Source organism: Microbulbifer halophilus (assembly GCF_026183675.1).
Classification (GTDB): domain Bacteria; phylum Pseudomonadota; class Gammaproteobacteria; order Pseudomonadales; family Cellvibrionaceae; genus Microbulbifer; species Microbulbifer halophilus.
This window is the reverse complement of record NZ_JAPIVK010000032.1, coordinates 1-21988: the sequence shown is the minus strand read 5'-3', so window position 1 is coordinate 21988 and position 21988 is coordinate 1. Positions and strand designations below refer to the sequence as shown.

15 protein-coding genes, 5 tRNA genes and 1 pseudogene are annotated in these 21988 nt (G+C 51.8%); 18 read left to right on the top strand and 3 right to left on the bottom strand.

Annotated elements, in window-relative coordinates:
• Positions 1–13: 13 nt before the first annotated feature.
• Together rsuA and folD are read right to left on the bottom strand one after the other, a co-directional pair.
• Positions 14–706 carry a 16S rRNA pseudouridine(516) synthase RsuA gene (rsuA, locus tag OQE62_RS15430; protein ID WP_265722935.1) on the bottom strand — a complete coding sequence of 231 codons (693 nt, stop codon included), beginning with the start codon at positions 704–706 and terminating at the stop codon, positions 14–16.
• A 246-nt stretch (positions 707–952) separates the two neighbouring features.
• Positions 953–1801, bottom strand: a complete 849-nt coding sequence (folD, locus tag OQE62_RS15425; protein WP_265722934.1) for a bifunctional methylenetetrahydrofolate dehydrogenase/methenyltetrahydrofolate cyclohydrolase FolD — start codon at positions 1799–1801, stop codon at positions 953–955.
• A gap of 315 nt (positions 1802–2116) precedes the next feature.
• Here folD and OQE62_RS15420 point away from each other — a divergent pair.
• From OQE62_RS15420 to OQE62_RS15385, 8 genes are all read left to right on the top strand, one after another.
• A tRNA-Pro gene (locus OQE62_RS15420) sits at positions 2117–2193 on the top strand.
• Between the two features lie 19 nt (positions 2194–2212).
• Positions 2213–2289, top strand: a tRNA-Arg gene (locus tag OQE62_RS15415).
• A 216-nt stretch (positions 2290–2505) separates the two neighbouring features.
• Positions 2506–2581: transfer RNA gene (locus OQE62_RS15410), tRNA-His, on the top strand.
• A 207-nt stretch (positions 2582–2788) separates the two neighbouring features.
• Entirely contained in the window at positions 2789–3412 is a 624-nt protein-coding gene (gene cysC, locus OQE62_RS15405) for an adenylyl-sulfate kinase (protein ID WP_265722933.1), read from the top strand.
• 337 nt (positions 3413–3749) lie between these two features.
• Positions 3750–6131 carry a DUF6351 family protein gene (locus OQE62_RS15400; protein ID WP_265722932.1) on the top strand — a complete coding sequence of 794 codons (2382 nt, stop codon included), beginning with the start codon at positions 3750–3752 and terminating at the stop codon, positions 6129–6131.
• Between the two features lie 96 nt (positions 6132–6227).
• Positions 6228–6303 (top strand) — tRNA-Val (locus tag OQE62_RS15395).
• Positions 6304–6328: 25 nt separating this feature from the next.
• Positions 6329–6405, top strand: a tRNA-Asp gene (locus tag OQE62_RS15390).
• Positions 6406–7177: 772 nt separating this feature from the next.
• Complete coding sequence (locus OQE62_RS15385) at positions 7178–7669, top strand: reverse transcriptase domain-containing protein (RefSeq protein WP_265722931.1); 492 nt, start codon at positions 7178–7180, stop codon at positions 7667–7669.
• Here OQE62_RS15385 and OQE62_RS15380 read toward each other — a convergent pair.
• Positions 7623–8608, bottom strand: a pseudogene (locus OQE62_RS15380) (IS3 family transposase); the annotation flags it as partial. The gene OQE62_RS15385 and the pseudogene OQE62_RS15380 overlap by 47 nt on opposite strands.
• Before the next feature lie 81 nt (positions 8609–8689).
• Between OQE62_RS15380 and OQE62_RS15375 the strand changes: the two are divergent.
• From OQE62_RS15375 to OQE62_RS15330, 10 genes are all read left to right on the top strand, one after another.
• Positions 8690–9736: a 1-aminocyclopropane-1-carboxylate deaminase/D-cysteine desulfhydrase gene (locus OQE62_RS15375; RefSeq protein ID WP_265722930.1), complete on the top strand. Its 1047-nt coding sequence runs from the start codon at positions 8690–8692 to the stop codon at positions 9734–9736.
• Positions 9737–9898: 162 nt separating this feature from the next.
• Positions 9899–10768: an NAD(+) kinase gene (locus tag OQE62_RS15370; RefSeq protein WP_265722929.1), complete on the top strand. Its 870-nt coding sequence runs from the start codon at positions 9899–9901 to the stop codon at positions 10766–10768.
• Positions 10769–10993: 225 nt separating this feature from the next.
• A complete protein-coding gene (locus tag OQE62_RS15365) occupies positions 10994–13000 on the top strand; it encodes a GumC domain-containing protein (RefSeq protein WP_265722928.1) in 2007 nt (668 codons plus the stop codon).
• 28 nt (positions 13001–13028) lie between these two features.
• Complete coding sequence (locus OQE62_RS15360; protein WP_265722927.1) at positions 13029–15086, top strand: glycosyltransferase family 2 protein; 2058 nt, start codon at positions 13029–13031, stop codon at positions 15084–15086.
• 81 nt (positions 15087–15167) lie between these two features.
• Positions 15168–16331 (top strand): polysaccharide pyruvyl transferase family protein, encoded by a 1164-nt coding sequence (locus OQE62_RS15355; RefSeq protein WP_265722926.1) that lies wholly within the window; start codon positions 15168–15170, stop codon positions 16329–16331.
• A gap of 143 nt (positions 16332–16474) precedes the next feature.
• Entirely contained in the window at positions 16475–17380 is a 906-nt protein-coding gene (locus tag OQE62_RS15350) for a glycosyltransferase family 2 protein (protein ID WP_265722925.1), read from the top strand.
• A 283-nt stretch (positions 17381–17663) separates the two neighbouring features.
• On the top strand, positions 17664–19328 hold the full coding sequence (locus tag OQE62_RS15345; protein WP_265722924.1) for a hypothetical protein: 1665 nt from the start codon (positions 17664–17666) through the stop codon (positions 19326–19328).
• Positions 19329–19515: 187 nt separating this feature from the next.
• Complete coding sequence (locus OQE62_RS15340; RefSeq protein WP_265722923.1) at positions 19516–20385, top strand: glycosyltransferase family 2 protein; 870 nt, start codon at positions 19516–19518, stop codon at positions 20383–20385.
• A 61-nt stretch (positions 20386–20446) separates the two neighbouring features.
• The gene (locus OQE62_RS15335) at positions 20447–21214 is read left to right on the top strand and encodes a glycosyltransferase family 2 protein (RefSeq protein WP_265722922.1); all 768 of its coding nucleotides are present in this window, start codon (positions 20447–20449) and stop codon (positions 21212–21214) included.
• A partial coding sequence (locus tag OQE62_RS15330; protein ID WP_322746587.1) for an NAD-dependent epimerase/dehydratase family protein occupies positions 21211–21988 on the top strand: 778 nt, incomplete at its 3' end. The genes OQE62_RS15335 and OQE62_RS15330, both read left to right, overlap by 4 nt.

Sequence of the window (21988 nt, the reverse complement as noted above, 5' to 3'; positions counted from 1 at the left end):
GTGGTTTGCCGTGTTATTGAACGGAGGCGATTTCCTCTTCGGTCAGGAAGCGGTAGTCGCCCGGTTCCAGTTCTTCGTCGAGTTCGATATCGCCGATACGCTCGCGGTGCAGTTCCAGTACCCGGTTTCCCAGCGCGGCAAACATCCGCTTGACCTGGTGATAGCGGCCTTCATTGATGGTGACGCGCACCTCGTTGGCGTAGAGGATCTCCAGCCTGGCCGGCCTGGTTCTCTTTTTCTCGTTGTCGAGCCAGATACCTTTGGCGAATTTTTCCACTGCGTTATCACTGATTCGTTCTGCCAAGTGGGCGTAATAGGTTTTATCGCAATGGTGGCGCGGGGAGGTGATCCGGTGGGACCACTGGCCGTCGTCGGTGAGCAGCACCAGGCCGGTGGTATCAATATCGAGGCGCCCCGCGACATGGAGTTTATGCTTGTTCGGCTCGTCGATCAGGTCCAGTACCGTGGGGTGTTCGCTGTCCCTGCTGGCGCTGACATGGCCCAGGGGCTTGTGCAGCATGATGTAGCGCGGGCCCGGCTCCGCCAGCGGTTCGCCGTCCAGGCAGATGGCATCGGCATCGCTGATCTTGGCCGCGGGATTGGTGGTTATCTTATCGTTGACGGTAATCCGCTCGGCTTTGGCTGCCTTCTTGACGTCGGAGCGGGATAGGTCGGTGACCTGGCTTACGGCTTTGTCTAGGCGCATGGGTGTTTCCGATGGTGAGTGGGGGCTTCGATAGGCAGCCCTCTCCCTAACCCTCTCCCGGGGGGAGAGGGGACTTGTATGGGGCTTGATAAAATTCGGCGGATTGATTTACCCCAATGTTTTCGACTGAGCTCCCCTCTCCCTCCGGGACAAATCGGCAGGACTGCCGATTTGGACAGCTTTAGCTGGCCGAAGGCCGTGCGCCAGGGAAGGCGCACGTCAGTGGGGCCGGGGGAGAGGGCCGACCTAGCCCCCGATCTTGCGCTCGCCAGAATCCACAGACTGATAGATCAGCGTATTGATGGTCATCGGCCCCACACCGCCCGGCACTGGCGTATAGGCGGCCACGCGATCCTTGAGCGGTTCCAGCTCGATATCGCCAATGCCGCCGGGGTGGTAGCCGGCATCGACGACTACCGCATCGTCGCGGATCCATTCGGCCTTGATAAATTCCGGGCGGCCCACGGCGCCGATGACGATATCGGCGCGGCCGATATGTTCCGCCAGGTCCCGGGTGCGGGAGTGGCAGATGGTCACTGTGGCGTTGGCGTTCAGCAGCATGGCAGCCATGGGTTTGCCGAGGATGGGGCTGCGGCCGACCACCACGGCGTGCTTGCCGGCAATATCGATTTCGTAGGCTTCCAGCAGGCGCATGATGCCTTTCGGTGTGGCGCAGCCGTAGGCTTCTTCGCCCATGGCCATGCGACCGAAACCGAGACAGGTGACGCCGTCCACGTCTTTGTCAAGCTCGATGGCGTCGAAGCAGGCGCGCTCGTCGACCTGTTCCGGTACCGGGTGCTGCAGCAGTATGCCGTGTACATTCGGATTGGCGTTCAGCTCCTCGATCTTGGCCAGGAGTTCCTCCGTGGTGATGGAGGAGGGCAGTTCCACCTGCATGGAATCCATGCCGACGCGGCGGCAGGCGTTGCCTTTCATCCTGACATAGGTGGCGGAGGCCGGATCGTCGCCCACCAGGATGGTGGCGAGAATCGGCGTCTGGCCGCCACTCTTTTCCTTCAGCGCCGCCACGCGGGTTGAGAGTTCCTCTTCCGTTTTCTTTGCCAGGGCTTTGCCGTCCAGAACCAGTGCAGACATAGGTGCTATCTCAAACAAATAGAAAGTCGTAGACTGAAGGGCCGGATCGGTGGGCGCCCTGGGGCGCGGTTGTCGACCGCCCGGCCGGAATTGTGAAGCGGGCTATTTTCGCACAGCCGGGGAATAATTTCCGCACCCGGTCACTGTCTATGCTGGTCGGGTAAATTACTTCAAAAAGAATAGCTTAGCGGCGTTGACTCCCTCCGGGGGTGTCAGTATTATGCGCGCTCTCTCGGGGGCGGCGACAGCTGACCGGCCGAGATGCGGGGAATATGTACAGAACCCCGCTGCCAGATCCTGGGATTTGGCCTTTAACGGGGCATAGCGCAGTCTGGTAGCGCGCCTGCTTTGGGAGCAGGATGTCGGGGGTTCGAATCCCTCTGCCCCGACCAGATTTTTCCGGGTTGTCATGCACCCGTAGCTCAGTTGGATAGAGCATCCGCCTTCTAAGCGGATGGCCGCAGGTTCGAGTCCTGCCGGGTGCGCCATACTTTGATGGCGACTGATAGCTCGGCGGTTTCGATTCTGTCCGCTGCCAGCTTGGAGTCGCAGGACTATTCCGGCCCATCAGCGAAGCTGATGGGCGCCAGGACGAACGCGAAGCGGTGCTTCGCAAACGTTCGCCCTGGCCCTGCCGGGTGCTGTGCCGGTAGGAGATTCAGTACAGCGTCGCCACAAGGCGCTGTAACATAGCACTTTCAATGGTGGCCGTAGCTCAGTTGGTAGAGCACAGGATTGTGGCTCCTGAGGTCGCGGGTTCGATCCCCGTCGGCCACCCCATTTCTTCAGCCTGCCCTGCAGGCTTCGAGAACCCGGCCCAGTGCCGGGTTTTTTCGTTCCGGTCCGCAGGTTTTGGCCGAGCGCGCTTTACGCTGCGCATTTAATGATCGATAATTTGTAACCGCCTGAATTTCAATAGCTTTTGGTTATAAGCCAATGCCATTGAAGGGCACTGAATCGAGTGATGAAAGTTCTGGGGGAGATAAGGTGACAGAGACAGTGGAACGCAAAGCGACAAATATTCATTGGCACGAAGGCGACGTGACCCGCGAGGATCGCGCCAGGATGCTCGGTCACAAGGGCGTTACCCTGTGGTTCACCGGCCTGTCCGGCTCCGGCAAGAGCACCGTGGCCGTGGCGCTGGAGAAGGCGCTGGCGGCGCGCGGTATCCTGAGCTACCGCCTGGATGGCGACAATATCCGCCACGGCATCAACTCCAACCTGGGCTTCTCCGCCGAGGACCGCACCGAGAATATCCGCCGTGTGGGCGAGATCTCCAAACTGTTTGCCGACAGCGGCGTGGTGGTGCTGAGCAGTTTTATCAGCCCTTACCGCGAGGATCGCGAGATTGTGCGTCGCATGCACGATGAGGGCGAGCTGCCGTATCTGGAGGTATTCGTGGACTGCTCGTTGGAAGCGGCCGAATCCCGCGACCCGAAGGGTCTCTACAAGAAAGCCCGCGCCGGCGAGATCCGTGGCTTTACCGGTATCGACGATCCCTACGAGGCTCCCACCGCGCCGGAACTGCATCTGCATACCGACCAGATGACGCTGGAAGAAGAGGTGGAAATGATCCTGTCCAATCTCCAGCAGCGCGGCATTATCAGTTGATCCTGTAGGAGCCTGCCCCGGACCTGCCCGGGGCAGGCTCCTGCGGCGTCCAAATCGGCAGTCTTGCCGATTTGGGCCCACCCTCCCGCGATATTCTCACCTGTTGGGACCTGCCATGCAGGCAATCGTCCTATTCCCGCCACCAGCGGTTATTGGCGCCATCCCGGCCAGTGGAGCGCAACGCCTTCCCGGCAGTTAATTCCCTGTCGGCACTCCTTCCGCTGCCGCCTCTTCGCGATTCTCAGCACTTGGGCCACATTGTGCGCCAAACGCCGGTGGGCCTGCGCATCCGTACATATACTCAATGCAGTACCAGGTAAGCAGTGTGGAGGCGGAGATGTCGCGTTGGAGAGCAAGGATACTCTCTGGTATCGGGCTTGCGTTGGCTGTTGTACTCGGTGTGGGGGCCTGGGTGGGCTACCAGAAACTGCCGAGAATTCCCGAAACCCCGGATGCGCCGGTGGTCGGGGTGCCCGAGGGAGCGCTGGACCACCAGCCGCGCCCCGCCTATTCCGGCCCCCATCCCAGAGTGATGGAGCGGCCGCCGGAGTACTTTCCCTTTCCCATTGAGGTCGGCGAAGTGGGGCCCTCGGAAACCCTGTTTGCGGGACCGTCCACCTATCCTTTTTACTGCGACGAGAACAAGGTCACCAATCGACAGCCGCTGGTGGACAACCAAGAGGGCGAGGGCGTGCCGGTGTTCGCACTCGATGAAGAGGGCGAGCGCACCGAGGAGGTGATCGGCTACAGCCGCAACTGCAGTCATGCCACCTCGGTGGACTACTACTACCGCAGCACGGTCGACGACGGCTTCCATCCGCTCGAGGAAGCGAACGGCGATATCGACCAGGTGACGGTCAACGGCCGCACCACGGACTTTATCGTGCGCCTCGAGACCGGCACCATCAACCGGTTCTTCTACGCCATCGCGGTGCTGAAAGGAGAGGGCGAGACCGCCAGCAACCCCAGCCCCAGCAACTGGAACCGGCGATTGATCTACCAGCTCCGCGGCGGCGTCGGTATCGGTCGGCGTCAGGGGGATATCAGCAAGGGCGATATCGTGAACCGGCGCGCCGACCAGTTGGCGCGGGGCTATGGAATCGTCTACTCCACCGCCAACCAGACCAGCAACCACTACGATATCTGGCTCGCTGAGGACACGGCCCGGCGGCTGAAGAAGCAGTTTACCGCGCTCTACGGCGATCCGCTCTATACCGTCGGCCTGGGCGGTTCCGGCGGCGCCATCCAGCAGTACCTCTTCGCACAGAATGCGCCGGGACTGCTGGACGCCGCACTGCCGCTCTACTCCTATCCGGATATGGTCAGCCAGACCATCTATGTCTTCGACTGCGAGCCGCTGGAGTATTTCTTCGACGTGGTCGAAGCCGACAATCCGCGCTGGCGGGATGCGGGTGAGCGCTCTGCCATCGAGGGATTGTCCGCCAGCAGGGAGGTGGAAAGCCGTTTCGGCGTACTGAAGACGGCGGCTGCGCTGTTCGACGGCCGCTATCGCGACGGCACGGAGGGGGCCACCGAGTGCACCCAGGGCTGGCGGGGCCTGGTGCCGCTGGTCAACAACCCGCGTTTCGTGCATTTCAGCAAAAATTACGACGACGACATCGCCAGCCGCACCCACTGGTCCCACTGGGAAGACCTGCGGCGTTTCTATGGCGCCGACGACACCGGCTTTGCCAACAGTGCCTGGGATAACGAGGGCGTCCAGTACGGCCTGGAAGCGCTGGTGAGCGGTGATATTTCCATCGACACCTTCCTGCGCCTGAATGCCACCATCGGTGGCTGGAAGGCGCCGCTGAACCAGAATGACGAGCGCCTGTGGTTCCTCAACGGCGAGCTATTCCCGGTGCAGCTGTCCGTCTGGAGCGAGCAGAACATGAACCTGGGCAACCTCGACAACCCGGCCCCGCGCACCCGCGCCAGCCGTGAAGCGATCGAGGGCATCTACCGCTCCGGCCATGTTTTCCTCGGCGACGTGGAAATTCCCATCATCGACCTGCGCCACTACCTGGACGAAGAACTGGACATGCATCACGCCTCCGCGTCCTTCTCCTCGCGCGAGCGTATCCGCCGCGCCCGAGGGCACGCCGACAACCAGCTGATCTGGGTCAGCCACAAGGACTACACGCCCCTGGATGAGGCTCTGGACACCATCGACCGCTGGATGCGGAACATTGATGAAAATCCGGAAGCCGGTGTGGCCGCCAATCGTCCGGTGGATGCCAGCGACCGGTGTTTCGACAGCGACGGCAATGTGATGGCGGCGGGCGCCGGTGTCTGGAACGGTGCCTGGAACAGCCGCCCCACCGGCCCCTGCATGCGGGAATACCCCATCTACAGTACGCCGAGGCAGGTGGCCGGCGGGCCGATTACCGGCGACGTCTTCAAGTGTGCCCTGCAGCCGATCGCGCGCGCGGTCGCCAAAGGCACCTATGGGCCGCATACCCGGGAGATCGCCGATCATATCGAGGAAATGGAGCGGATTTTCCCCACCGGCGTGTGCAACTACAACCAGCCGGATATCGCCCGCCCGTTGGACGACCTGATTCCCGGTGAAGCGCCGGTACGGATCGCCGGCCACCCGATAGCCCCGGACTACCGCCAGCCAGGTGAACGGCTGGCCGACGAGCCGGCGGAAGGTGTCACAGAAGCCGAGCGACCGGTTCCGGTATCGCTGCCACAGGGGCAGAGGGCAAGTGATTGAAAATAATTGAGTTTTTGGCGCTGAATTTGTTGACACCCGAACCCAGTCCGGTATGATTCGCGTCGCTCGAGGGGCACAGCCCAGAGCGGAAAAGAAGGGTGGTTAGCTCAGTTGGGAGAGCGACGGCCTTACAAGCCGGAGGTCACAGGTTCGACCCCTGTACCACCCACCACTCCCTCACGGAGTGCGTCTACCGCGGACCGGTAGTTCAGTTGGTTAGAATGCCGGCCTGTCACGCCGGAGGTCGCGGGTTCGAGTCCCGTCCGGTCCGCCATATACAAAAAAGCCCCGCTCTTTCGAGCGGGGCTTTTTTGTTTGCCCTGCGAAGCAGGCAAACCCGGCCTTCTGCAAGAAGAAGGCGTCACCCCGACCGAGGGGAAGACAATCCGACTGGCAAGGGCACTGCTGGTAACGGCAGGGTCTGAAGGAAGCCATAGGAAGTAAGCGACACATAGCGCCAGCGAACCTGGGCCGGCGCCACCGGGGCGGTAAGCCTGCGAAATACGGCAAAGCCCGATACTCGGTCAGACCGGTGGTGTGCTGCAGGATGGCGTTGCTTACCGGGAGCCTGTAGAAACGGGGGAAGCCTTGCACCATCTCTCGGCCCAAGTCGAGATCCGCTCCGTAAGAGGAGACTCGAGCGCGGTGGGGGTGTGAGGTGGCAGATGAGCTCGTAGTAGTGATGAAGTCCCGGCCGATGAAGCCTGGTAACAGTGTGGAGGAGAAAACCGGGGCGACCGCTGGCGGAGGTTCAGCGGATCCAATGCGGCCAAAAGCCGTGTTGGAATGCGAAGGGGCGAAGTAAACGACCAAGCGTCATCGGAAAGGCAAATCGCCTCCATGGGATGTACGAGCCGCCCGACGGGGTGGGGTCTTCCCGCGCCGGAGTCCCGGGGACGGGCACTCTGAGCGAGGAAACTGCATCATGGGAGTAGAGCGGGCAGTGCAGCAGATTGCCTCAGTGCTAGCACACTGCGTTGTCAGCTTGAAACAGACCACCATGGAAGCCGAAGCACCGGACGGATGACCACAGACACAGGCAGGCCATGAGGAAATACTACAGCCTCTACGGGCGGCTGCTCTCCAAGCGAGCACTGCTCGAGGCGTTCAGACACGTCAAACGCAACCGAGGCGCGGCCGGAACTGATGGGCAGAGCCTGGAAGCGTTTGCGGCGAATCTGGACGCAGAGCTGTCGAGCCTGCAGCTCGAACTGAAGGAAAAGCGCTACCGAGCGCACCCGGTACGACGCGTCGCCATCCCCAAAGAGGGAGGGGGCCAACGCAAACTGGGCATTCCCACGGTTCGGGACCGCGTCGTGCAACAGGCGCTGCGCAACCTACTGGAACCGATCTTCGATCCGCAGTTCCACCCCTTGAGCTACGGCTATCGAAAGGGTCGGGGCTGCCACCACGCCATCGGTAAGGCAGAACTGTTCATTCGCCGCTACCGCCGGCAATGGGTGGTGGATATGGACCTGTCGAAATGCTTTAGAACCGCTCTGTCGGGGCGTTATCCCAGCAATTCCCTCGACGACTGAGACTCTGTCGCATCTGATATCGCCAGAGCAGCTGTCGGAAGACCAGACTGGTGTACTGGCAACCCTGGTCCGAATGAAACATGACTTCCGGTGGCTCGCCACGCGATTCATAGGCCATCGTTAACGCCTTCTTTACCAGTTCCGTATTCGGAGACAAGGACAACGCCCAGCCTACGGGTTTGCGGGAAAACAAATCGATTACCACTGCCAGGTAAGCCCAGCGCGCCCCTGTCCAGATATAGGTGATATCGCCGGTCCAGACCTGATTAGGCTCCTTTACACCGAACTCTCGATCAAGAAGGTTCGGGATATCCAGGTGCGGCTGTTCAGCCTTCTTGTAAACGTGGCTTGGCGGTTGTGTGCTCACCAGCCCCAACTGTTTCATTCGTCTTCTGGCACGATATCGGCTCAGCGGCGTTCCGGCCTGCGTTACCATTTTTGCAATGCTGCGAGCGCCGGCAGAGCCGTTACTGGCTTCGTGCGCCTCGACAACCTGATCCAGCAGCTTCTTCTCTGCCTCGGAGGGCCTCCTGTCCCGGCGACGCCAAGCGCGGTAGCTACTGCGATGCACCCCAAACACCTGACACAAGTGCTGCACCGCATAGCTCTCTTCAAGTCGCTCGATTATCGAGAATTGCTCAGGGAGTCCGACATCAAGAGAGCGGTAGCCTTTTTTAGTATCTCCTTTTCTTCCTCCACCCGCCGTAGCTTCCGCTTCAGTTCTTGAAGCTCACGCTGTTCCGGCGTCAGCGCCTCACCTTTTTGTGGTGCCTTGCCTGATCGCTCGGCTCGGAGCCGGCGCACCCAATACTCCATGGTGGACTTGCCAACGCCCATGGCTTCGCAGGCCGCTTTCACTGTGTAGCCCTGATCAACCACAAGCTGGGCCGCCTCCAGACGGAATTCCGGGCTGAAGTTTCTCTTTTTAGTGTTGGTCATTATTTCACCTGACTTATACTGAGTGTGATAATATCACTCAAAGTCAGGTGGCCAAATTCACTATGCCACTACAACCGAGCTATGCCACCCCGCTATCTGACAAGCTTAAATCTCCGGGATTTCATCCAATCTGCCCACGAAGTCCCCTACCAGAAAATCGACAGCGACCTTTTCCCGGGCATCGAACTCTGGATCCGTCGCGACGACCTCCTCGACCCGCTGATCTCCGGCAACAAGGCCTACAAGCTGATCTACAACCTGATTGAGGCTAGAGAGCAGGGTGCCGATACCCTGATCACCTGTGGCGGTGCCTGGTCAAATCATATCTATGCCACGGCGGCCGCCGGAGCCCGCTTCGGATTCAAGACCCAGGGCATTATCCACGGCGAGCGCCCGCCGGTATTGAGTGCGACGCTTCGGGATGCCGAACGCTTTGGTATGCAGCTTAGGTTTGTCACCCGCGAGCAATACCGTTTGCGCCATTGCGCCGACTTTCTAGAACGGTTGGAGATTGATCGCTCTGGTGCGACCTACATTCCCGAAGGTGGCTCCAACCTGGCGGGTGCCAGAGGGGTAGCCCTATTGGGAAAAGTGATCGAAGCGGCGAGTCCGATTGATTTCGATCAGGTCTGGCTCGCCTGCGGGACAGGGGTCACCCTGGCCGGATTGCTGTCGACCGCCGGCCGGTATTGTTCAGTTCACGGCATTGAGGTCCTGAAAGCCGGCGATTTGATTCGTCGCGATACACAGCATTGGCTGAAAGCGATTCAAAGGCCCGAATGCCCAAAAGCAAGCAAGCCTCTCCCTCCGGGAGAGGGGCCGGGGGAGGGGGCTCAAGGGGCGCCCGAACAGTTCATGCACAGCAACTACCACTGTGGCGGCTACGCCAAGTGTCCGGACTACCTGCGCCGCTTCCAGCGAACCTTCGAGCGACAAACCGGAGTCCCGCTCGACCCGGTGTATACCGCCAAGCTCCTGTATGGTTTACAGCGGGCGGTAGACTCCGGTCGGATACCTCCCGGCAGTAGGGTTCTCGCTTTGCACTCCGGAGGACTCCAGGGGGGGGGGCGCGGATATCAACAATTAAAGCGATCAAAAATAGCCATTCTTGATTCGTTTCTCCTCTGAACTTTCCGAATCTGGTTCGACTCAAACTCTCTGCTCAGGCATAATCGCCTGTCACATTTTTTGGGGATAACTCCCCTGAGGTGCGCAAAAATTGAACTGTCGCACCCGCAAGAAGAGCATCAACAATCGCCGGGCCCAGAATTCGGGCACCTTGGGGGAGCGGTGTCGGAATTTCACAATATCGGCCTGATCGGCCGCACAGAAAGTGACAGTGCAGTCCTCTCGCTCAAACGCCTGATGGCGTTCCTGGAGCGGGAGGGCTTCGCTGTGGTGCTGGAAGAGGAAACTGCCGGCGCCGCCCCCAGCCACCACGCCCGTGTGGCGCCCAAAGACAAATTGGGCGAGCTCTGCGACTTGGTCATCGTAGTAGGCGGCGACGGCAGCCTCCTCGCTGCCGCCCGAGCCCTGGCCAAATTCAGCGTACCCCTCCTGGGTATCAACCGCGGCCGACTCGGCTTCCTTACCGATATCACCCCCGATGAAATCGAACAAAAAGTAGGCGAAGTGCTGGCTGGCAAATATATGGCTGAGAGCCGCTTTCTGCTGGATATGTCCGTTACTCGGGACGGTAAGTCCATCGGCAAGGGATCTGCGCTGAATGATGTGGTACTTCATCCTGGCGAATTCATCCGAATGATCGAATTCGACCTTTATATTGACAGTCAGTTCGTATATACCCAGCGCTCGGACGGCCTGATCATATCTACCCCCACTGGCTCCACGGCATATGCGTTATCTGGCGGTGGACCAATTATGCATCCCAAACTGGACGCCATAGTGCTTGTCCCGTTGAACCCACACACCCTCAGTAGCCGCCCGATCGTTGTGGAGGGCAGTAGTGAGTTCAAGATTATCGTTGGGGAGCACAATGTGGCCAGGCCACATGTGACTTGTGATGGGCATCACCAAGTGGTCACAGAGCTCGGTGACATTGTGCGAATCCACAAGAAGCCCCATAAGCTAACCTTAATTCACCCCATAGATCATAATTTTTATGAGACATGCCGGTCGAAGTTAGGCTGGCTTATATAAGTAGTGCGAGCGATTCTTTTGACGGTAATATCTAAGAACAAAGCAACAGGCTTCACTGTCAGAATAGCGAATGGTGAAGTAAGCTGTTTAAGTCTAGCTTGGATTCTATCAAGCGCTGGGCTTAATTCATTCATTCGGCAAGTTTGGTTTCCTTTGAGGTGTATACCTGCTAGGAACTAAACGTATTAAAAGTATATAGCTTAATATCTAAGGAACGGTTTCCAAATGTCTCTAATCATTGGTGCACTGCCTAACAGTCAATGGCAACGCCTTAGCCCTCTTTTGAATAGCCTAGGTTGGCAATTAAATAGTGCTGAGGACCCTGAGAGCTGGTATCAAAATAGAAAGTCAGAGAGTAAGTTTAGTGGTGACGTATATATCTTATTTTTTACTCACCCTGAAGTGGCTGCTTCTGATGCGATGCGAGAGAAGGAAGATCCAGTAACTGCGATAGAGATATGGAGCAATAGCGCCTCCAAGATGCTGGAGTTCCACAAGTCTAATCTCGAGTGTTCTATCCTTGTGGATGTTGCCGAAGCTCTTCGAGAGCCGAAGAAATTTTTCGATAAGGTGGTAGAGAAGCTGGATTTAGTAGAAGTCGAAGATATTCCTGAGTTAAAGGAGGAGGGTGATGCTCCAGGACTGTACAAAGTATTGGCGAGTCAGCTTGTAGATCAGATTCCAGCATTGAACGAGCTGCGGGAAGATTTTCTAAGAAGCTGTATTTCTTTAAGCTCGAATGGCTCTCCGATGTCAGTGTTTGATGTTGGCAAATTGTACGAGGAACAGTTAGTCCAGCAGAAGGCGTTGCAAGAGAAGGAAATGGAAGTAAAGGCGCTTAGTGAAGAAAATGAAATGGCACTCAGGCAACTATTCCATTTGCAGGAAAGCCTTGAAAAAATGTTTCTAAAGCAAAGCCAAAAGGGAGGCGTGAAGAAATACCAGAGCCAAAGTCGAAGCCGATCAAAGGTTAGTGAGAGAACATTATCGGAAAGGTTAGCAGCAAAGATAAAGAGGAATAGATTTCTCTGGAAAGCCTCTGCCCCTGCCAGGATAGTAAGTAGGCCTTTTCGCCGAGTCTTGTCAAGGAAAGTTGGGCTTAGTGTGGCTCTAGCTAGGGCAAGCAAAGAGTTGTCAGACATAAAGCCGCGTTATCAAACGCAGGAGAAAAAAATCGCTGAGCTTGAAGGTGAACGCAAATCTCTGGGGCGTGAGTTGAAGGGCTGTCAGGCGGAGTTGACGGAGCTGAGAAAAGAGTCTAAGTCTTTGAAGGAATGTGTTGAGCGTCTGGAAAACTTGCTTGACCACGCCGCGAGGTTAAACGTGGCTGAAAGAGAGTATGTTAAAGGCATTGAGTCGTTGCTCGGCAGGGAGAATGATTCTCTAAAGGAAAAAATAGATTCCTTGCAGAAAAATGAAAAAAGTCTTGACTTGCTTGAGTCAAGACTCTGCAATGCGATTAATAGTGGTTTGGTCAATAATTTTTTGCAGATTGAATCATATATTGCAGTTCAGAATTACTTGATCCATGGAGAGTTGGCAATGGACTTCCATGGTTGGCCCATTAGTCCGGATATAGCTAGCTATCTAATCAGTAGAATCGAGAAAAATAATTATGATTTGATAGTCGAATTTGGCAGCGGCACGTCGACACAGTTGTTTGCAAAGGCAGTTCAGAATAATTCGCTACTCTGCGAAAAAAAGGCAAGAAAGGCTGCGGCTGTCGAAACCATTGATGAGGGTGGTTCTGATCATGATGTGCAAAAGAATGCTTCTGCAGAAGTTAGGCGTGTAATTTCTTTTGAGCACAATGAGCAATACTACGATCAGACTAAGAAAGAGTTGGAGCGGAAAGGCTTGGATTCTTTAGTTTATCTTGCATGCACACCTTTAATAAAGTATCAATATGCTCAGAAAAGCTTTAATTATTATTCTTGTGATGGAGTCCTTGAGCAGGCCTCTCAAGCAGTAGGTACGGGTGCGCGAATTCTAGTGTTGGTTGATGGTCCTCCTGGGAACTTGGGTCCTCTTTCGAGATTTCCCGCTCTCCCCAAATTGTTAAGTTACTTCTCGAATTGTACTATAGATATAGTTCTAGACGACTTCAACAGGCCGGAGGAAAAGGCTGTGGTTGCTGAGTGGAAGAGACTTCTGGATGAAAGAAATATAGCGTATTACGAAGAAAAACCCAAAGTTGAAAAAGGTGCGATCTGCCTTTCTGTGATTAGCTGAAGTATCTTCGAATTTAGAGAGTAAGTGAATGTCAATCCTTAAAGAAGCAAATTCTCTATTCCTTAAAGGTGCATATCCCGAGGCTTTGAGGTTATATAAGCAAGCCAGTCTGCTCTATGGTAGTAAGGTAGTTGAATACAATATTGAGCTTTGTGAGAAGGCTATAGGTGGAAGTGCGGGAAGTGTTGCATTAGCCTCAGCATTGGATCCAATTTCGAAAATATTACTTTCAAATGATGGCGAGTACCCTATTTCCCCAGAGGAAAGGCTGGCGTGCTTAGGACGCTATAATGAGTTGAAAAAGACCCAGTCCGAGAAAGCCCAAGTAAGCAGTGTAGATCCTCTCCCCTTGGATTGGCCTGAGGAGTTGACGCTGGCTCCTTTGCCAGAAGGTCCGAATGACTTTTTGTGGCACAGAAGCCGAAAGAGCACCGTTAATCTTTCTAAAAAAAATGTTGGAATTAGTGTAATTGTTCCAACATACAATCGAACCCGTATATTGGATGTCACTCTAGCATGTTTGGTAAAGCAGGTTACCGATTATGAATACGAGGTGATAGTTGCTGATGATGGCAGTGCTGAAGATCTGACGCCTTTAATCCGAAAATATGAGCGTTATTTAGATATTAAATTTGTTCGTCAGCGTGACTATGGCTATCAGTTGTGTGCGGTGCGCAATTTGGGTTTAAGAACTGCTAAACATGACTTTGTTGCGATTCTTGATTGTGATATGGCTCCAAACCCATACTGGGTTCAGTCGTACGTGGAGTTACTGCTGGAGGACCCAGATGTTGCACTTATCGGCCCGCGTAAGTATGTCGACACCCACGGAATATCATCTGATGATATTTTCAATAGTGAGGACTTTTTGTCTAAATTGCCTGAAGTAGTAACCAATAGTGAAGTGGGGAATAGTGTCAAGAAGGGGATATCAGTAGATTGGCGGTTAGAGCACTTTCGAGCAACCGAAAATCTGCGGTTGTGTGATGCACCATTCCGATTTTTTAGTGGGGGAAACGTTGCATTTGCCAAAATCTGGTTGGATATCGCTGGTTACTTTGACGAAGAGTTCACAGACTGGGGCGGAGAGGATAACGAGTTTGGTTACCGTTTGTACCGTGAAGGTTGTTTTTTTCGGGCAGTTGAAGGTGGCCTAGCATATCATCAGGAGCCTCCTGGACGAGAGAATGAGACAGATAGGTCGGCAGGTAAAGCTGTAACAATTGAAATTGTCCAGGAAAAGGTTCCTTTCTTCTATCGTAAGTATGAACCGATTACGTCGGCCACAATCAAGAAAGTACCATTAGTATCGATATATATCCCCGCCTTCAACTGTAAGAAATATATTGAGCGCTGTGTGAACAGTGCTCTAAATCAAACAGTTACCGATCTAGAGGTTTGCATCTGTGACGATGGGTCCACGGATGGCACTTTTGAATTAATAAATCGGCTCTATGGAAGTAATCCAAGGGTGCAATTAATTACGCAGGAAAATGGGGGAATAGGTTCTGCCTCTAATTCTGCTGTAAGGAATTGCCGCGGGTACTACGTAGGGCAGTTAGACTCAGATGATTATTTGGAGCCTGATGCAGTAGAGTTGTGTCTGAAAAAGTTCATGGATGATCAAAAATTGGTGTGCGTATACACTACCAATAGGAATGTCAACCCTGATGGAAGCTTGATTCAAAATGGTTATAACTGGCCAAAGTACTCTCGCGAAAAATTAACTACGACAATGATTTGTCATCATTTCAGGATGTTTACCATGCGCGCCTGGAATTTGACATCAGGTTTTTCAGAAGAAATTGAAAATGCAGTTGACTATGATATGTATCTTAAGTTGAGTGAAGTCGGGCCTTTCAAACATATCAATAGAATTTGTTATAACCGTGTTCTACATGGAGATAACACCTCAATTAAAAAACTTGCTGTGCAAAAAGAGAACCATTTCAAGGTTGTTAATGAATCACTAAAAAGGCAAAACATTGATGCGTGGCATTACAAGCCTTTGACTGATGATGATGCATGCCGGAAGTATGTGCTTGATAATTCTCTGTTTATAGAGGATCAGGAAGTAAGTCAGTGAAGTTCTCTATGCGAACTTGAGGTTTCTCTGTCGGAATATTTTAGATAAAGGCTTACTGATTTACGAGCAATAGGAGTTATTGTGTATATAGGTGTAATGAACTGCTTGCCAGAGTTGCCGGCAAAGTTCCCGCTGGAAATGCGTGAAAACGCAGGCAATATGATACATGCGAATGCGCCGCTGGAGCTCTATAGCTATGCAGTCCATTCTACAGATAATAGCTTTAAGTTTTCAGGTGAGAAAAGTTTTAGGGGTTTTGTAAATAATAAATGCTCTCACCTTATAGTGACTTTGGCGAATACTCTTTCATTGGATAAGCCAGATGGCGAAAGATATTCACGGTTTAAGCGCGCATTAGAACAATACGAGGTACCGATAGTAGTTTTTGGCCTTGGAATACAGGCTAAAGATAGTGATCTTGAACAAGCATCACTTTGTCCAGAGGCTGTAGAGCTTTTGCAGTATTTGTCGCATCGTGCAGAGGCTCTGGGTGTGAGAGGGGAGTTTACTAAAAGAGTTATTGAAAAGTGTTGCAGTGTTAAGAATGTATTTGTGACTGGTTGTCCTTCTCTGTTTTCCAGACCTGAAGAGCTATTAAAGCTACAAGAAAACTCTAAGTTCGAAAATATGCATGGTCGCCCTAGTTTCAATGTCACGAATATGGCAAGAAAAGAAGAGCGGTTGTTGTTGGCGAGAGGCATCAATAGTAGCCATTTTCTTGTGGAGCCTGTATCAAAGGCAATGCACATGTTCCATTTGAAGTTGATGGCAGGTGACAATCAAGAGCCCCCTGAGCTGCCCCGTTTCTTGAGCAGGATTTTAAAGAATAGATACTACAGGATCGTGAAGAATAAATACCGTATTGTCGACTCTGCTGAAAAAATATACGATTTCTATCAAAAGTACTATAGGTTATTTCGAAGTACAAAAGAATGGTACACCTTCAATAAAGAATGTGTTGCCTACACTTATGGTACTCGGTTTCATGTGAATATGGCATCTATTTTAAGTGGTAAGCCTGCTTTGTGGTTGACACATGATGCGCGAACAAGAGAGTTGGTAGAGTTCTGTCATTTGCCATCTATTTCTCTTTCTGAGTTTGCTGCATCCAAGGAAGATGAAATTGTCCAGCATATCGACTATTCAGACTTTTTTAATAACATTGGCGGCCTTTTTGAAAATTTTAATGAGTATTTGAGTATTAATGGGCTTGAAAAGATCAAGCATGAATTCACTTCTCATTGACTAGGTTTTGCACGGGATTGAGTTAATTATTTTGTCCAAGCTGGCGCGCTGTGAACAATGTTAGATGTGTCATGGTTCGTATGTTTGGATGTTCGATACTATTTTTGAGGTCTCGTGCAGAAGCTTCAAATGGTTTTTGAATTGTGGAAAATGCTTCTTTTAAAAATTATTCAGGAGGGAGGGAGTTGAAGTTTACAGTTGTCGTCCCTGTTTGTGATCATTGGCACCTTGTTGAAGATTTGCTGAATTGTCTTGAGCGACAAACGGTATCTCAAGATGAATTTGAGATACTTTTGATAGAAAATGGATCCAAAATTTTCTACTCGCCCAAAACTAGACTCAAGAATGTAAGAATTCTTACTTGCCGGAAACTTGGTTCCTATGCGTCGAGGAACTTAGGGGTTGCAGCTGCGAAAGGTGAGTGGTTGGTATTCACAGATGCGGACTGTTTGCCCGAGCATGATTGGTTAGAAAGAATTACTTGTGAAGTGGATCGCTGCGACGATGAATTCCATCTCTTTGCTGGCGGAATTACTGTGGTTTCTGAGAGTTCCTCTCCAAACTTTTACGAAATCTATGATGTCCTTAAGGGTATCCCCCAGTTTCGATATGTTAAGCAAGGGTACGCTGCAACGGCAAACCTGACGGTTCATAGAAAACTGTTTGATAGGTTAGGCGGATTTGGGGAGCAGTTATTTTCTGGGGGCGATGCAGATTTTTGTCGTAGAGCGGCCGGACGTGGCGCTCAGCTAATGTATCTGCCGCATGCAGTAGTTAAACATCGTGCACGTACAACGTGGCAGGAGGTGGCGACAAAAGCTCGACGAATTAAGGGTGGCAAAATTTGCGTGAGATCACGTAGAAAGCGCATTGTGGCAGTCATAAGATCTTTGCTGCCACCAATAATCGCGATATATCGTTTCGCCATAGATGGCGGCTATCCGTGGCGCTATAGGGGAGTTGCCATAAGCGTCCAGCTCAGATTGTGGCTTGTCGAGCTTAAGGAGCTTGCTAGGCTGACTTGTAATGGCGAAGCGGAGAGGCGTTAGCATATCTCATATGCACTTTCCAAAAAGCTTTAAACGCATCGAGTTATCGTGAATCAAAGAGTTTCTGCAAGTAAGAGAGAGGGTAGGTTTTGGTGTTTTTGAGCAGCGATGAATGTTTTTTTTCTCTGCCTAGAACTGAGGCAACTTTTGAGTCAGGCAGGTGGCCTGCAGTCGGTGGGTTTTAGCTATGATGTCTGGGGTGTTGGGTTCTATTCGATGGAGCATATCCTTAGCCGCTAAACTCGCTCGTGTGGAGTCGTGGCGAACGTCGATAATAATTATCTTGACAGTCGTTTCCCAGATTTCGATGTTATTGGCGTCATTTTTACCACTAAAAGTTGCGATATTGCTTGGCTCTAAGAGTCTGCCTGTATATTTTCCGGAGGAATTGAGCTCGTTCGGTCGGGATACATTGATCGTCGGGCTGAGTGGGGTAGCTGTCGGCTTCTTTTTGATTCACATTTTGTCCCAGCGGTTAACTAGCATGATTACGCAGAAAGCTTCTGGGGATTTGCTACGAAAGAATCAAAAGATGGTTCTCTTTGAGAATCAAGATGAAGTTGCTGCCATCACATATCAACGCTTTTCCCGAGCTCTATCGGACGGGGTTTTTTCCAGTGTCGCACTTTTAGCGCTTATACTTCTTTACCCGGATATGTCAGTGGCTCTGCTTGGCTATCTCGGTTTTATATCAATAGTTCTGTTCTCAATAAGTTTTTTTATTGAGAGTTTTCAGGAGGTTGTGAGGAAAAGTCTGGATAAAACTGTAAAGCTTTTCGCTGGTTTCGGTTTTTTTACAGTTTTTTCTTTTCTGGTTGCTGATTTTATTGTATTTAGGCCACCCTCAGTTGTTGTTGCAATAGTGTCATTGCTTTTGGCGAGACAGCTTTTGAACAGGCTTTCCTCTCTTGTTCAGGATATTGCGTCGCTCTATAAGCAACGCGCAAGAATCAATGCATTATTTTTTCATGGCAAAGTCCTGATAAAAGGGGGGGCGGCGGCGGAAAAGGGTATCTGGCCTTTGTTGATGCCTGATTCTCGTTCTGATTGGGGTGCAGAGCTGCTAAGTAGAGTCGTCCCTGGGTGGGAGGGGGCGAAGCGATTTGAATGGCACTTCTCGAGCAATGGCAATGCGGGTGTATTGAAGGCGGTGAGTCTATCTGGCGAGAAAGATTACTTACTCAAGCTCTTTGATGGAGGGCGCAAATCTGTTGCTATCCATGAGTCTACGCTGCTGAGCGAGGCTCCGGAAGCTATGCCGGCTCCGCGCTTTCTAGGGGCAGTTGATGTTAGCGATTTTATATGTTTAGTGTATCAGATCCCAAAAGCCGTAACGCTTCCAAGCGGCAGAGATCTACAGCTGCAGTTGAATAGATTGCGCGGTTCGCTACTGGCTCTCGAGCCGTCTGTTGCTCTCGTACAGAGATATCGCCGCTCGAAACCTCTCTTGTGGCAGCGGCTCGAACCAAATTTGTTAAAGCGATTGTTAGTTGCTGTCGATACGGTCGAGCAGGAGCGTCAGGTGGCTAGGCTTATAGATCATCTGCCCGCTATGAAGCAGTATTTGAAATCTCTGCCGTTGGTGGTTACGAACTCTGAATTTGGGGAGGGAAGTATCCTGGTAGACCAGAAGAAAAATGAGCCCTTAATGTTGAACTGGGGGCGATGGTCTCTTGAGCCTGTCGGTTCTGGTTGGCCAGTTAGAACCGGGGCTTGGCGCTCGAAAGATCAGCTTTATAAATTGTCAGATGCCTTGCAAGTGGCCGCTGGCACGCGTTCATCGTTGGCTGGTGTTCGAGTGGAGCTGGCTGAACTTGCAGCTTTGTTGGCTGCTCTGGAGGAGCGCTGTCTTCGGCAGCAATTTATAAATGGGCTAGAGATTGTTGATCGTATCATGAAGCTTATAGATTCATTCGCTGAGCAGCAGTCTATAGTCAGCATCTCATAACATGACGGTATTGGTGCGCAATTTCCACATTTTTTGGGTAATGTCAATTCTGATGGGCATGGGTACATGCGGCTAATTTAGAATTTTAGTGAAGGGTTGCCCTTTACTTTTGAATGGCTGGATGCGGTTTTTATGCTGGTAACTACGGGTTGGCCTGTAGATATGGATAGAAAGTTGGTTATGTAAGATGGATATTCATGTGTCTGTCATCGTCCCTGTCTTTGAGCAATGGGCAATGATTCCCAGGCTGCTGGATTGCTTAAAGGCTCAGTCATACCCGCGAGAACTCTTTGATGTTCTTTTAGTTGATAATGGCTCTAGTGAAATCGTTCTGCCAAATCAAGTGGAGCCAAATGTGCGAGTGTTGCATTGCGAGAAAAAAGGTGCATATGCTGCTCGTAATTATGGGGTCGCGCACGCCCGAGGGGATTGGCTTGTTTTTACAGATGCTGATTGTTTACCTGCTGTAGATTGGATTAGTGAAATTATATGCGTAGGGAAGGTGGAGGCGTCCAGAAAATTTTTCTTGGCTGGCAGAGTAGACTCGGTAACTGAAGAGGATCAACCCTCTGCATGTGAAATTTATGATCTTGTCCGAGGTATTCCGCAATCACACTATGTCAATAGGGGCTATGCCGCAACAGCGAATCTAGCGGTTCCTCGAGCTTTAATTCAGGAGGTTGGCGGTTTCAATGAGCAGCTTTTCTCCGGTGGCGATGCAGATTTCTGTCGTCGTGCAACGCATAAAGGCTTTAGAATCGCATACGCTGATTCTGCCGTTGTAGGACATCGTACGAGAGCAAGTTGGAGGGCGATTGCGACTAAAGCCCGTCGAGTTAAGGGAGGGCAGTTAACCTTTAAATCACGCCGTCACAAGTTGTGGATATATATTCGCACTATATTGTCGCCAGGAATAACATCAATTCGTTTTTTCCGAAGTCGACAATTTCCCTTGAGGTATCGGTTTATTGCAAGTTTTGTTTACTTGAGGGTCTGGGGCGTTGAGTTATTAGAGCTGCTTCGTGTGAGTTCAGGTGGTGAACCCGAACGCCGGTAATTCTTTATTTATTTGTAAATTTAATTGATTTTGTTTGGTCGATTTTTGGTGGGATAGTTAGATGTCAACGGAACTTGATAATCGAGTCAGCGTAGTAATGCCCGCTTTCAATGTTGCCCCCTTTATACAGATGTCAATTGAGTCAGTGCTGAATCAGAGTCATTCAAAATTAGAGTTGATAGTTGTTGATGATTGCTCTACAGATCGGACGAGTGAGCTTATCAATAGGTTTGTTTCTATTGATCCGAGAGTTCGAGTGCTCAACAGCAAAGAGAATTTGGGAGGAGCAGGTGCGCGTAATTTAGGCTTGGAAGTCGCGCAGTATCGTTACGTTGCGTTTATCGATGGAGATGATCTGTGGCACCAAGAGAAATTAAGACGGCAGATCGATGCTATAACGGCTCAACGAGCACAGATTTCATACACAGCGATTCAGAAGGTTGATTCTAAAGGCAGGCCGTTTGGTGCCACTCAGTGCGTGCAGCTTGAAGTGGACTATAATGCCTTACTTGCTAATCCTCTAATTGCTTGCTCCAGCGTACTCCTTGATTACGATGCAGTTGGTAGGCCGCTGATGCCCGATATCAGGAAGCGTCAGGATTTTGCGTTTTGGCTAAAGTTACTTCGTGAGGGAGCTGTTGCTCGAGGAATAGATGACCCTTTGACTTATTACAGAGTAAGGCCGGGTTCACTTTCTGCGAACAAATTAAGCGCAGCAGTATATACGTGGCGTGTATATCGGTCATTTGAGTCGTTACCTCTCAAAAAAGCTCTGCCCTCGTTTATTTCCTATGCTTGGCGCGGCTCAATGAAAAGGTTGAACCGATGATGAATGATCGAGTACTTGTTACTGGAGCTACCGGAATGATCGGTAGCGCACTAGTTAGCCATTTGAAGTCTACGGGAGTTTCCGTTTCTGCGGTGGGGAGAGCCCCCAAAGCTGGGGCTGACGTGGATCACTGTTGGAGGCTCGGAGAGAAGATGGGGTCTCCATTGAATGATGTAGACACATTGATTCACCTAGCAGCCAAAGTGCATATTAGGGGTAAGGGGTTTTCGGATACCAGTGGCTTCAATCGAGATAACGCTGACTATGCATTGATGCTGGCAAAAGAAGCTCATTCTCGTGGAGTTAAGAGATTTGTTTTTGCAAGCTCAATCGGTGTGCTGGGAGCCAGTTCTGTATCCCCTCTGAATGAGAACCATGAACGCTCTCCGCATAATGCCTATACATTATCCAAGAGCTTGGCCGAAGAAAAACTTAAAGCGTTTTCTGATACTGCGGGTTTAGAGTTAGTAATATTGCGTTTTCCTGCTGTTATCGGTGATGGTGTTAAGGGTAATGTCGACAGCCTGATTCATGCTGTCAAAATGCAAGTTCCATTGCCCTTTTCGTGGATCAATAACCAGCGTCAGCTTATAACCCTTGGAAATCTGGTTGATGGAATATCTCTGGCATCGCATCATAGTATGGCTGCGGGGGAAATATTTCATCTCGCGAATCCTGAGCGTGTTTCAACTTTGGAGTTGTGTAATATCATTGCTGATGAGCTTGGCATTAATTGCGACATGAAGTCGTATAAATTTCTGTTACACACTCTGA

Excerpts from the sequence above, each read along its gene's own strand:
- rsuA (WP_265722935.1), bottom strand. The coding sequence starts at position 706 with ATGCGCCTAGACAAAGCCGTAAGCCAGGTCACCGACCTATCCCGCTCC.
- folD (WP_265722934.1), bottom strand. The coding sequence starts at position 1,801 with ATGTCTGCACTGGTTCTGGACGGCAAAGCCCTGGCAAAGAAAACGGAA.
- OQE62_RS15400 (WP_265722932.1), top strand. The coding sequence starts at position 3,750 with ATGTCGCGTTGGAGAGCAAGGATACTCTCTGGTATCGGGCTTGCGTTG.
- OQE62_RS15385 (WP_265722931.1), top strand. The coding sequence starts at position 7,178 with ATGAGGAAATACTACAGCCTCTACGGGCGGCTGCTCTCCAAGCGAGCA.
- OQE62_RS15375 (WP_265722930.1), top strand. The coding sequence starts at position 8,690 with ATGCCACCCCGCTATCTGACAAGCTTAAATCTCCGGGATTTCATCCAA.
- OQE62_RS15365 (WP_265722928.1), top strand. The coding sequence starts at position 10,994 with ATGTCTCTAATCATTGGTGCACTGCCTAACAGTCAATGGCAACGCCTT.
- OQE62_RS15360 (WP_265722927.1), top strand. The coding sequence starts at position 13,029 with ATGTCAATCCTTAAAGAAGCAAATTCTCTATTCCTTAAAGGTGCATAT.
- OQE62_RS15340 (WP_265722923.1), top strand. The coding sequence starts at position 19,516 with ATGGATATTCATGTGTCTGTCATCGTCCCTGTCTTTGAGCAATGGGCA.
- OQE62_RS15335 (WP_265722922.1), top strand. The coding sequence starts at position 20,447 with ATGTCAACGGAACTTGATAATCGAGTCAGCGTAGTAATGCCCGCTTTC.